We start from the raw sequence: 11,861 nt of genomic DNA, 5'->3' as shown, positions 1-11,861 counted from the left end.
ACCGGCTTGCGGGATAGTGTAAAAGCGGAGTTCCGTCCCGACAACCGTCCGACGCACGGAAAGCGCCGATCATGACTCCCAAGCCGATGCCGCCCCTCCGGTTGATCCTTGCCGCCGCGCTGGCGCTGGCGCCGCTGCTGCCGGCCCTGTGGGGACTGTGGCGGCAGGGGATGATCGGACCGGCGGTAGCGATCCTGGGCGGGCTGGCCGGGGTCGGCGGGGTGGCGCTGATGATCCAGCTGTATTTCCGCGACCTGCGGACGGTGGCCGCCCACGCGGCACAGCTCGCCGCCGGCCCGACGGAGGCGGTCCCGTCCTTGCCCGTCACCGCCTCCCGCCCGGTGCGGGCGGCGGCGGCGGCGGCGGTGCGGCTGCACCGGGTCATGAACGCCCGCACCGAACTGGCGCTGGCCCAACTCGAAGCCAACGAGTCGATCATCGAGGCGTTGCACGACCCGCTGGTCCTGGTCGGGGCGGAGCGGCAGGTGGCGCGGGCCAACCAGGCCGCGCGCGCCCTGTTCGGCGACCGCATCCTCGACCGCGACCTCGCCGCCTCGCTACGCAACCCGGCGGTGCTGGAGGCGGTGGACGCGGTGCTGAAGGGCGGCGCCTCGCGCATCCTGGAATTCAGCCTGCCGGTGCCGGTGGAGCGCATGTTCGAGGTGCGGGTCAAGCCCTTCCAGCGGCGCGTCCCCCGCCCGGCCCCCGGCGATGACGGGGTGCCCGCCGGAACCGTGCCGGGGCGGATGGTCATCCTGACGCTGCACGACATCACCGCGCTGCGCCGGTCGGAGCAGATGCGCGCCGACTTCATCGCCAACGCCAGCCACGAGCTGCGCACGCCGCTGTCCTCCCTGCTCGGCTTCATCGAGACGCTGCGCGGCCCCGCCCGCGAGGATCTGGAAGCGCACGAGCGCTTCCTGTCGATCATGCAGGACCAGGCCAGCCGCATGGCCCGCCTCGTCAACGACCTGCTGTCGCTGTCGCGGATCGAGCTGGACGAGCACATGCCGCCCGCCGGCAAGGTCGACGTGCTGGACCGGCTGGACGGGGTGATGGCGGCGCTGGAGCTGAAGGCGGCCAGCCGCCGCATCCGCCTGACGTTGGAGGCGCCGGACGGCCTGCCCGCGGTGGTCGGCGACGAGGACCAGCTCACCCAGGTCTTCCAGAACCTCGTCAGCAATGCGATCAAATACACGCGCGAGAACACCGACGTGACCGTCGCCGTGTCGCTCGCCGACGGTGTGGCGGTCGGGGTGTCCGGCCCGGCGGGCCGCGGCGGGCGGGGGATGCAAATGGTCGCCGTCGCCGTACGCGACCAGGGTGAGGGCATCGCCCGCACCCACCTGCCGCGCCTGACCGAACGCTTCTACCGCGTCGACGCCGCGCGGTCGCGGGCCATGGGCGGCACCGGGCTGGGGCTGGCCATCGTCAAGCACATCGTGAACCGCCACCGCGGCCGCCTGACCATCGAAAGCGCGGTCGGGGTGGGCAGCACCTTCACGGTCTATCTGCCCGCCGCGTCGGAGGAGTCGGGTGAGGGCTGCGCCGCGGAGCCGGTGCGGCGCCAAGCGTAGAGGTTGCGTCTACCCCGTCCGGCGTGACCGAAAGTGGGCGTCGTCATGAAACTGTCATAAAACCGTAATCAGCGCGTCGCGGACCCCGACTAGTGTCCGCCCCGCAAGCCGCCCGTCCCTGGGGGAAGCGGCACGGGGTTGAACCATCGCGTTCCCCGGAAAAGGGGCAACCGGACCATCGGAGGGATACCGTGAATTCCAAGAAGCTCGCCGTCACCGCCGCCGCGGTCGTCGCCATGACCGCCGCCTTCGCGGGTGCTGCGAACGCCCAGTCGCGCGACCAGATCCGCGCCGTCGGCTCCTCGACCGTGTTCCCGTTCACCACGGCGGTTGCCGAGGCCTTCGGCAAGGGCGGCAAGTTCAAGACCCCGGTCGTCGAGTCGACCGGCACCGGTGGCGGCCTGAAGCTGTTCTGCGCGGGCGTCGGCCCGCAGCACCCGGACGTCGCCAACGCCTCGCGCCGCATCAAGAAGTCCGAGGTCGAGCAGTGCGCCGCCAACGGCGTCGCCCAGATCACCGAGCTGAAGATCGGCTACGACGGCATCGCGCTCGCCTACTCCAAGCAGGCCCCGCACACCGACCTGACCACCCAGATCCTGTGGAAGGCCCTGGCCAAGGACGTGCCGGTCGACGGCAAGATGGTCGCCAACCCCTACAAGAAGTGGTCGGACATCGACCCGAAGCTCCCGAACAAGGAGATCGAGGTCCTCGGCCCGCCCCCGACGTCCGGCACCCGCGACAGCTTCAACGAGCTGGTGATGCTCGAAGGCTGCAAGAAGGTCGCCGAGGTCAAGACCATCGTCGCCGACGAGAAGGCCCGTGAAAAGGCTTGCATGACCATCCGCGAGGACGGCGGCTACGTCGAGGCCGGCGAGAACGACAACCTGATCGTCCAGAAGCTGACCGCCAACCCCGACGCCTTCGGCGTGTTCGGCTACAGCTTCTACGACCAGAACCGCGACAAGCTGCAGACCGCCAAGATGGACGGCGTCGATCTGTCGCCGGAAGCGGTCCAGGCCGGCAAGTACGAGCTGTCGCGCCCGCTGTTCATCTACATCAAGAACGCCCACGCCGGCGTCATCCCCGGCATCCGCGAGCTGGTCGCCGAGTTCACCTCGGAGCGCGCGATGGGCGAGGACGGCTACCTGTCCGACAAGGGTCTGATCTCCCTGCCGAAGGCGGAGCGCGACGCCGCCCGCACCTCGGCGACCAACCTGACCCCGCTCCAGCTCTGACCGGCTGACGGAACCGGCGGCTCTCCTCGGAGGGCCGCCGGTTTCCCGTTTGTGCCAGGAGCCCGTTTTCAGCCCATTTCCGGCGGTTTCGCATGCAGCTCACGGTACTGCTCATCATTCTGGCCCTGCTCACAGTGATCGGTTACCAGATGGGCCGGTCGCGTGCCGTCGCCTCCGTCGGCGGCCGCATCGTCGAGCTTCATTCGGTGCCGTCCTACCACGGCTTCTACGTCGCCCTCTGGGCGGGGCTTCCGGCCCTGCTGCTCTTCGCCTTCTGGGGGGCGTCCGAAGGCTGGCTGGTCATGCAGATGGTCCTGTCCGGCCTGCCGGACCGGCTGGTCAACGGCGACGCCCAGTCGCTCGGCCTGCTGCGCGCCGACATCCTGAACCTCGCCCACGGCGTCGCCACGGGCCGCGAGCCCGATCCGGAGGTCGTCGCCGCGGCGGAGCGCTATCTGCGGCTGCACGCGCTCGGCGACTGGAGCCTGCTGGTCATCGGCTGCTGCGTCGCCATCGGCGGCCTGCTCTACGCCCGCGGCCGGATCGACCCCGACCTGCGCGCCCGCAACCGGGTGGAACGCACGGTCAACATCGCGCTGGTTATCTGCTCGCTGGTCGCCATCCTGACCACCATCGGCATCGTGCTGTCGCTTCTGTTCGAGGCGATCCGCTTCTTCGCGGTGGTCAATCCCCTGGAGTTCCTGTTCGGCACGCACTGGAGCCCGCAGATGGCCATGCGCGCCGACCAGGTGGGCTCCAGCGGCTCCTTCGGCGCGATCCCGCTGTTCGCCGGTACGCTGCTGATCACCGGCATCGCCATGGCGGTGGCGGTTCCGGTCGGGCTGATGGCGGCCATCTTCATGTCGGAATACGCCAGCCCGGGCCTGCGCACCTGGCTGAAGCCGATCCTGGAGGTGCTGGCCGGCATCCCGACCGTGGTCTACGGCTTCTTTGCCGCCCTGACCATGGCGCCCTTCGTCCGCGACGTGGGCAACAGCCTGGGGCTGAGCGTCAGCTCGGAATCGGCGCTGGCCGCCGGCTTCGTGATGGGCGTGATGATCATCCCCTTCGTCAGCTCGCTGTCGGACGACGTCATCAACGCGGTGCCGCAGAGCTTGCGCGACGGCTCCTACGGGCTGGGCGCCACCAAGTCGGAGACGATCCGGCTGGTCGTGCTGCCCGCCGCCCTGCCGGGCATCGTCGCCGCCGTCATGCTGGCGGTCAGCCGCGCCATCGGCGAGACGATGATCGTCACCATGGCCGCCGGCCTCACCGCCAACCTGACCGCCAACCCGCTGGACGCCGTGACCACGGTGACGACGCAGATCGCCACGCTGCTGGTCGGCGACCAGGAGTTCGACAGCCCCAAGACGCTGTCGGCCTTCGGGCTGGGCCTCGTCCTGTTCGTCGTGACCCTCACCCTCAACATGGTCGCCCTCCGGGTGGTCCAGAAGTATCGAGAGAAATATGACTGACCTCGTGGAACAGGATACGCGGGCCATGTCGGTCGCCGTCACCAAGTCGCGCTACCAGAGCGAGGAGTTCTCCGCCCGCCTGCGCCGCCGCTACGCCGCGGAGCGCCGGTTCCGGATCGCCGGGATGCTCGCCGTCGGGATCGCGTCTCTGATGCTGGTGGTTCTGCTCGGCTCCATCGTCAGCAAGGGCTACACCGCCTTCTGGCAGGCGCAGATCCGGCTTGAGGTGACCCTGGACAAGCAGCAGGTCGAGGAGCGGAACTACACCGCCATCGTCCGGCAGGCGCTCTACGCCCAGGTCCCCGCGGCCACCGACCGCGCCACCCGCCGCTCGCTGAACGACCTGCTGTCCTCCGGCGCGCCGTACGAGCTGGAGGCGATGGTCAACGCCAACCCCTCCATCGTCGGCACCACGCAGACGGTCTGGGTCCGCGCCGACGACGAGATCGACCAGTTCATGAAGGGCTTCATCCGGCGCGACGTGCCGGAGAGCGAGCGCCGGCTGAACGACGTCAAGATCGGGGCCATCGACGCGCTGGTCGCCAACGGGTCGATCCGCAGCACCTTCAACACCACCCTGTTCACCGCCGGCGACAGCCGCGAACCGGAACAGGCGGGCATCCTGGGGGCCGTCGTCGGCTCCGCCCTGACGCTGGTGGTGACCATGCTGCTGTCGGTGCCGATCGGCATCGCCGCCGCGGTCTATCTGGAGGAGTTCGCGCCGAAGAACCGCTGGACCGACCTGATCGAGGTGAACATCAACAACCTCGCCGCGGTGCCCTCGATCATCTTCGGCCTGCTCGGTCTGGCGGTGTTCCTCGGCTTCTTCGGGCTGCCGCGCTCCGCCCCGCTGGTCGGCGGCCTGGTGATGGCGCTGATGACCCTGCCGGTCATCATCATCGCCTCGCGCGTCGCGCTGAAGGCGGTGCCGCCGTCGATCCGCGAGGCGGCGCTGGGCGTCGGCGCCTCGCCGCTGCAGACGGTGACGCACCATGTCCTGCCGCTGGCCCTGCCGGGCATCCTGACCGGCACCATCATCGGCATGGCCCGCGCGCTGGGCGAGACGGCGCCGCTGCTGATGATCGGCATGGTGGCCTTCATCGTGGACATCCCCGGCGGCCTGACCGACAGCGCCACGGCCATCCCGGTGCAGATCTACATGTGGGCGGACAGCCCCGAGCGGGCCTTCACGGAGCGCACCTCCGCGGCGATCCTGATCCTGCTCGCCTTCCTCATCCTGATGAACGGCTTGGCCGTCTTCCTGCGCAAGAAATTCGAGAGGCGTTGGTAACCCCATGAGCGTCCAGACCCACATCCCGGCCACGGCCATGGCTTCGCGTCCCGCCGCCGGCATCCACGGCACCAAGATGGTCGCCCGCGACGTCAAGGTGTTCTACGGGGCCAAACAGGCGCTCAAGGGCATCAACCTGGAGATCCAGGAAAACCGCGTGATGGCGCTGATCGGCCCGTCCGGCTGCGGCAAGTCGACGTTCCTGCGCTGCCTGAACCGCATGAACGACACCATCGAGAACTGCCGCGTCGAGGGGCTGATCGCGCTCGACGGCGAGGACGTCTACGGCAAGTCGATCGACGCCGTGCAGCTCCGCGCCCGCGTCGGCATGGTCTTCCAGAAGCCGAACCCGTTCCCGAAGTCGATCTACGACAACATCGCCTACGGCCCGCGCATCCACGGCATCGCCAGCCACCGCGACGAGATGGACGAGATCGTCCAGACCTCGCTGAAGCGCGCCGGGCTGTGGAACGAGGTGAAGGACCGCCTGCGCGAGCCGGGCACCGGCCTGTCCGGCGGCCAGCAGCAGCGCCTGTGCATCGCCCGCGCCATCGCCGTCAGCCCCGAGGTGATCCTGATGGACGAGCCCTGCTCGGCGCTCGACCCCATCGCGACGGCCCACATCGAGGAGTTGATCGACGAGCTGCGCGAGAACTACACGATCGTCATCGTCACCCACAACATGCAGCAGGCGGCCCGCGTCTCCCAGAAGACCGCCTTCTTCCATCTGGGCGACATGGTGGAGTGCGACGACACCGAGGAAATCTTCACCAACCCGCGGGACGAGCGCACCCAGGGCTACATCACCGGCCGCTACGGCTGATCCCCGGCCTCTGATCCCCAACAGCGCCGCCACTCCTCCCTCAGCGAAGGACGTGAAGCATGAGCAACGAACACATCGTGCGTTCCTTCGCGCACGAACTTGAGCGCCTGTCCAACCTGATCACCCAGATGGGCGGCGTCGCCGAAGCGCAGGTGGACGCCGCCGTGAAGGCGGTGGCCCGCCGCGACGTCGCGCTGGCCGCCCAGGTCATGCAGGCCGACCAGCGCATCGACGCCTACGAGCGCGATATCGACGCCGAGGCCGTGCGGCTGCTCGCCCTGCGCCAGCCGCTGGCCCAGGACCTGCGCGAGATCGTGTCGGCGCTGAAGATCGCGTCGGATCTGGAGCGGATCGGCGACTACGCCTCCAACATCGCCAAGCGCTCGCTGGCGCTGGCCCAGGTGCCGGTGGTGCGCCCGGCGGCGGCCATCCCGCGCATGGGGCGGCTGGTCGAGTCGATCATGAAGGACGTGCTGGACGCCTACATCGAGCGCGACGTCCAGCGCGCCATCGCCGCCTGGGAGCGCGACGAGGAGCTGGACGACCTCTACACCAGCCTGTTCCGCGAGGTCCTGACCTACATGATGGAGGACCCGCGCAACATCACGCCCTGCACGCACCTGCTGTTCATGGCGAAGAACCTGGAGCGGATCGGCGACCACGCCACCAACATCGCCGAGACCATCCATTATCTGGTGGTCGGGACGACGCTGCGCGCGGCGCGCCCGAAGAACGACGGCAGCAGCTTCGCCGTGGTCGAGCCGGGTGGTTCGGTCATGGATGCGGCCACGGAGGCGGTGGAACGGGGATTGCCGCGGGACGGCGGCCCGGATAACGATGGAGCGGGACATGCCGCGTGACGGCGAGACGCGCAGTGGGAGCGGGACAAGCATGAATTCGGCGCTGAAGCCGCTCGTTCTCATCGTCGAGGACGAAGCCGACATCGTGACGCTGCTGAAGTACAATCTGGAGAAGGAAGGCTTCCGCGTGAACGCCGCCACCGACGGCGAGGAAGCTCTTCTGCTGGCCGGGGAGCAGACGCCGAACATCGTCCTGCTCGACTGGATGCTGCCGCTGATGTCGGGGCTGGAGGTTTGCCGCCAGATGCGCCGCAACAGCAAGATGCGCGATATCCCGATCATCATGCTGACCGCCCGTGGCGAGGAGGCGGACCGCGTGCGCGGCCTGAACTCCGGCGCCGACGACTACATCACAAAGCCCTTCTCCCCGACCGAACTGGTCGCCCGCATGCGCGCCGTTCTGCGCCGCTCGGCCCCCGGCATGACGGACGAGACGCTGCAGTTCGCCGACGTGACCATGGATCTGGCCGCCCACCGAGTGCGCCGGAACGGTCGCGACGTGCATCTGGGGCCGACCGAGTTCCGCCTGCTGCGCCATTTCATGCAGCATCCCGGCCGCGTCTTCTCGCGCGAGCAGCTTCTCGACGTGGTGTGGGGCCACGACGTCTATGTCGAGCCGCGCACCGTCGACGTTCACATCCGCCGCCTGCGCAAGGCGATGAACGAGGAGACGGAGATGGACCTGATCCGCACCGTCCGCTCGGCGGGCTACGCGCTGGACAGCAAGTCCGTGTGAGCGGCAGGAGTTTTGGGGGGCAATAGGGTTTTCACGGATTTGGACACGGATTTCACGGATTTTTATACTCGTGCGCAGCTCGTGTCGGATCGATCAGCTTGCACGAAGCAAGTCCAAGAAAAATCCGTGTCATCCGTGCTTAAATCCCTGCAATCCGTGTGAATTTTGTTGTTCGCCGAGAATCCGAAGAGCTGCCCTCACCCCTCCAGCAGCCCCACCGCCTCCCGCAAAATCGCTACCTTCGGGCCGAAGCGCTTTGCCGGGTCGCTGTCCTCGATGAAGCCGATCATCATGCGCAGGGCGTGCGCCACCCGCGGTGCGAGATCGGGATGCGCCGTCACATGCTGCGCCAGATGGACCAGCGCGTCCCGGTAGGGGCGGCCCTCGAAGCCCTCCGCGGCGATCGCCTCGAAGCGGTTCGCCTGTTCGATCACCAGGCTGTGGTCGTCGGTCATCGCGCTCACACGAACAGGATCGCGCCGGTCTTCGGCGCGTCGTTCAGGAAGGTGACGACGCCGCCGGTCATCACCGGCACGTCGAGGCGCAACTGCACACCGGCAGGCAGGCCGAGCGCGCGCAGCCCCATTTCGCAGGCCATGACCGTGACCTTCAGCATCACGCAGGCCTCCAGCAACTCCTCGAAGCCGGCCAGTCCGTTGGCGGTGAAGGCGGCGTCGCGCTCCGCCGGGCGGCTGCCGTCGTCGGCGGGGTCCAGCCGGTGCCAGCCCGGCGCGCCGTCCGCACCCTCGGCCAGCAGCGTGTTCAGGGCGCGGCCGGTGAAGAACAGCGTGACCTTGCGGTTGGTCGCCGCCGCCGCGCTGGCCATCACCAGGGCGTAGTGAACCCGGTCGAAGCCGCCCGCGAACAGGACGATGGACAGGGACTCAGGACCTTCCATGACTAAAGGGTTCTCCCAATCGCCGCTCAGTGGGCGGACAGGTCGTGGATGGTCGGGTGGGGGCCGCACAAGGGGCAGTCCGGGTCGCGGCGCACGGTGATGCGCTGGAAGGAGGCGTGCAGCGTGTCCAGCATCATCAGGCTGCCCGACAGGCCCTCGCCGATGCCCATGATCTCCTTCAGCACCTCGGTCGTCTGGAGCGAACCGACGAAGCCGGCCAGCGCTCCCAGCACGCCGCCCTCGGAGCAGGACGGCACCAGACCGCGCGGCGGCGGCTCCGGGAACAGGCAGCGGTAGCAGGGGTGCGGATCGCCGAGATGCGCCTTGAAGGTGGACACCTGCCCGTCGAAGCGCAGGATCGCCGCCGACACCAGCGTCTTCTTCGCGAAGTAGCAGGCGTCGTTCAGCAGGAAGCGCGTGGCGAAATTGTCGGACCCATCGGCCACGATGTCGTAGCGGCCGATCAGGTCCAGCGCGTTGTCCTTCGTCAGGCGCGTCTTGTGCACCTCCACCGCCACGTCGGGATTGAGCGCGCGGATGCGGGCGGCGGCGCTCTCCACCTTCGGAACGCCGAGCGACGACTCGTCGTGGATCACCTGCCGTTGCAGGTTGGACAGGTCCACCGTGTCGTCGTCGATGACGCCGATGGTCCCCACCCCCGCCGCGGCGAGGTAGAGCAGCAACGGTGCGCCCAGCCCGCCGGCCCCGACGACCAGGACGCGGGCGCGCAACAGCGCCTCCTGCCCGATGCCGCCGACCTCCGGCAGGATGATGTGGCGGGAATAGCGGTGAAGCTGGGTGTCGGTGAAATCCATGATCCGCAGAATAGCGCGGAACGCCCCATGCCGCGCAAGCCCCCTCGCTCGGGCTCCTGCGGCGGGCGGCGTCAGGCGAGCAGGCTCATCTTGTAGGGGGTGGTCTTCGACGTGCTGGACGACTTGTTCGCGTCCTCCGCCGCCCACTGCTTCAGCCGTGCCTCGCGCTCCCGCATGATCTTGTCGAACGGGCGTTCCTCGGTCGATTCGGGCGACTTGGCGACCTTCTGGACGAAGTTCAGCTGATAGGGGATTTCGCCGATCACGTTCTTCGGCGGGACGATCACCAACTCGTACTGGCCGGGGTCGATCTTGAAGCTGGGCTTCTTCAGCATGTCCTCACCCGACTTGGCCGGGTCCATCGTGTCGCCGGAGGCCACGACCTTGCCCTCCTTGCTCATGAGGGCCCAGCGCGTCAAGGGAAGGGACATGTTGCCGACGAACTCGCCGCCCTGCGCGACGGTCAGCGTGTGCTTCTGGACACCTGGATCCTTGCCGACGACGGCGCGGGCGATGCCCTTCATCTGGGCGCCGGTCCCCACCATCATGATGTTCTGGCGTTCGGTGATGTCCAGCGTGTATTCGCGTTCATTCACGCCGCGGACGGCCTGGGAGATGACCGCCGTGTAGGTGCCGGGGCCGAGCTTCGCGCTGGCCTCCGCCGCCTCGTTCTTCGCCTTGGCCTCGGCGACGACCTTGTTGTTCTGGTCGACGATCTTGATGTTGGTGTTGATGTCGGCGATTCGGAAATTGAATTCGCCGGCCTTCGACACCGTGAACTGGCGGTAGTCGGTGGATGCGAGGTTGGAGTCCAATTCGTTGGTGATGCCGCGGAACTGGAACCAGTTCATCGTCGAGGCATTCGGAATCGCGACGCCCATGGTGGCCTCCCCCGCTGGTCCTGTGCCGTCAGCTCCGCATCGTCGGGCGCCCGTGGCGCAAGCCGGGCCGTCGCCTGAAAAGGCGGAGCCGCGCCGGCCGAAACTCCCGGCGCAGACAGGTTAGATTACTAAAATCCAATCTTTTTGTCAAAGCGCCGCCTGATACCAGGGGCAGGCACAAAGACCGGACGGACCCCACTCTACAGCAGGATGCGCGGCGGCGCAATATTCGCCGCCCGGTTGCGCAGGAACATGTGCCGGATATCCCTCTCCCACAGCCGCAGGCGGATGTGGGAGAGGGGCGCCGGGTTACTCCAGCCCTTCGAACAGGGCGGTGGAGAGATAGCGCTCGGCGAAGGATGGCAGGATCACGACGATCAGCTTGCCCTCGTTCTCCGGACGGGAGCCGATCTCCAGCGCCGCGGCCAGCGCGGCACCCGAGGAGATGCCGACCGGGATGCCTTCCAGCTTCGCCACCTTGCGGGCCGTCTCGAAGGCGCGCTGGTTGGAGATGCGCACGACCTCGTCGATCAGGTCCTTCTTCAGGACGTCCGGCACGAAGCCGGCGCCGATGCCCTGGATCTTGTGCGGGCCGGGCATGCCGCCGGACAGGACGGGGCTGTCCTCCGGCTCCACCGCGATGGTGCGGAAACCGGGCTTGCGGGCCTTCAGGACCTCCGACACGCCGGTCAGCGTGCCGCCGGTGCCGACGCCGGAAATCAGGAAGTCGGCCTTGCCGTCGGTGTCCTTCCAGATCTCCTCCGCCGTGGTGTTGCGGTGGATCTCCGGGTTGGCGGCGTTCTTGAACTGCTGGAGCATATAGGCGTTCGGATCGGTGGCGACGATCTCGTCGGCCCGGCGGATGGCGCCCTTCATGCCCTCCGCCGCCGGCGTCAGGACCAGCTCGGCGCCCAGCAGCTTCAGCATCTTGCGGCGCTCGACCGACATGCTTTCCGGCATGGTCAGGATCAGCCGGTAGCCCTTGGCGGCGGCGACGAAGGCCAGCGCGATGCCGGTGTTGCCCGACGTCGGCTCGACCAGGGTGGTGCGGCCCGCTTCGATGGTGCCGGCGCGCTCCGCCGCGTCGATCATCGCGAAGCCGATGCGGTCCTTTACGCTGGCCAGCGGGTTGAAGAACTCCAGCTTGCCGACGATCTGGGCCTTGGCCCCGGCGTCCTCGGCCAGCCGATTGACGCGCACCAGCGGCGTGGCGCCGACGGTGTCGAGAATGCTGTCGTAGATCTTACCGCGAAACTCGGAACCCGGCATT

The 11,861-nt window shown here is 68.1% G+C and carries 12 protein-coding genes; 7 read left to right on the top strand and 5 right to left on the bottom strand.

Translation table 11 applies throughout. The features are described from left to right. The first annotated feature begins 71 nt into the window (after positions 1 to 71). The 7 genes from ACWPXE_RS26195 (at position 72) to phoB (ending at position 7,997) form a co-directional block, all read left to right on the top strand. Complete coding sequence (locus ACWPXE_RS26195; RefSeq protein ID WP_454020188.1) at positions 72 to 1,577, top strand: ATP-binding protein; 1,506 nt, start codon at positions 72 to 74, stop codon at positions 1,575 to 1,577. Positions 1,578 to 1,768: 191 nt separating this feature from the next. Next, positions 1,769 to 2,812, top strand: a complete 1,044-nt coding sequence (locus ACWPXE_RS26190; protein ID WP_237904664.1) for a PstS family phosphate ABC transporter substrate-binding protein — start codon at positions 1,769 to 1,771, stop codon at positions 2,810 to 2,812. A gap of 92 nt (positions 2,813 to 2,904) precedes the next feature. Continuing rightward, positions 2,905 to 4,287, top strand: coding sequence for a phosphate ABC transporter permease subunit PstC (pstC, locus tag ACWPXE_RS26185; RefSeq protein WP_237904665.1), 1,383 nt, complete (start codon positions 2,905 to 2,907; stop codon positions 4,285 to 4,287). Next, a complete protein-coding gene (gene pstA, locus ACWPXE_RS26180) occupies positions 4,280 to 5,578 on the top strand; it encodes a phosphate ABC transporter permease PstA (protein ID WP_454020187.1) in 1,299 nt (432 codons plus the stop codon). The genes pstC and pstA overlap by 8 nt, the downstream gene beginning before the upstream one ends. Positions 5,579 to 5,615: 37 nt before the next feature. Then, a complete protein-coding gene (gene pstB / locus ACWPXE_RS26175) occupies positions 5,616 to 6,401 on the top strand; it encodes a phosphate ABC transporter ATP-binding protein PstB (RefSeq protein WP_172428312.1) in 786 nt (261 codons plus the stop codon). A 59-nt stretch (positions 6,402 to 6,460) separates the two neighbouring features. Beyond that, positions 6,461 to 7,261, top strand: a complete 801-nt coding sequence (gene phoU, locus ACWPXE_RS26170; RefSeq protein WP_454020186.1) for a phosphate signaling complex protein PhoU — start codon at positions 6,461 to 6,463, stop codon at positions 7,259 to 7,261. Positions 7,262 to 7,292: 31 nt separating this feature from the next. Further along, the gene (gene phoB, locus ACWPXE_RS26165) at positions 7,293 to 7,997 is read left to right on the top strand and encodes a phosphate regulon transcriptional regulator PhoB (RefSeq protein ID WP_137103701.1); all 705 of its coding nucleotides are present in this window, start codon (positions 7,293 to 7,295) and stop codon (positions 7,995 to 7,997) included. Between the two features lie 197 nt (positions 7,998 to 8,194). On the opposite strand, the gene ACWPXE_RS26160 is transcribed toward phoB, so the two are convergent. The 5 genes from ACWPXE_RS26160 to cysK form a co-directional block, all read right to left on the bottom strand. Next, positions 8,195 to 8,452 (bottom strand): hypothetical protein, encoded by a 258-nt coding sequence (locus ACWPXE_RS26160; RefSeq protein ID WP_454020185.1) that lies wholly within the window; start codon positions 8,450 to 8,452, stop codon positions 8,195 to 8,197. A 5-nt stretch (positions 8,453 to 8,457) separates the two neighbouring features. Further along, positions 8,458 to 8,895, bottom strand: coding sequence for a DsrE family protein (locus tag ACWPXE_RS26155; protein WP_454020184.1), 438 nt, complete (start codon positions 8,893 to 8,895; stop codon positions 8,458 to 8,460). Between the two features lie 26 nt (positions 8,896 to 8,921). Further along, positions 8,922 to 9,710 carry a HesA/MoeB/ThiF family protein gene (locus ACWPXE_RS26150; protein WP_454020183.1) on the bottom strand — a complete coding sequence of 263 codons (789 nt, stop codon included), beginning with the start codon at positions 9,708 to 9,710 and terminating at the stop codon, positions 8,922 to 8,924. A 71-nt stretch (positions 9,711 to 9,781) separates the two neighbouring features. Then, positions 9,782 to 10,591 (bottom strand): hypothetical protein, encoded by an 810-nt coding sequence (locus ACWPXE_RS26145; RefSeq protein WP_454020182.1) that lies wholly within the window; start codon positions 10,589 to 10,591, stop codon positions 9,782 to 9,784. Positions 10,592 to 10,900: 309 nt separating this feature from the next. Next, positions 10,901 to 11,860, bottom strand: a complete 960-nt coding sequence (cysK, locus tag ACWPXE_RS26140) for a cysteine synthase A (protein ID WP_454020181.1) — start codon at positions 11,858 to 11,860, stop codon at positions 10,901 to 10,903. Between the last annotated feature and the right edge of the window lies 1 nt (position 11,861).

Source organism: Azospirillum sp. Marseille-Q6669 (assembly GCF_965111635.1).
This window is presented reverse-complemented; position numbering and strand designations above follow the sequence as displayed.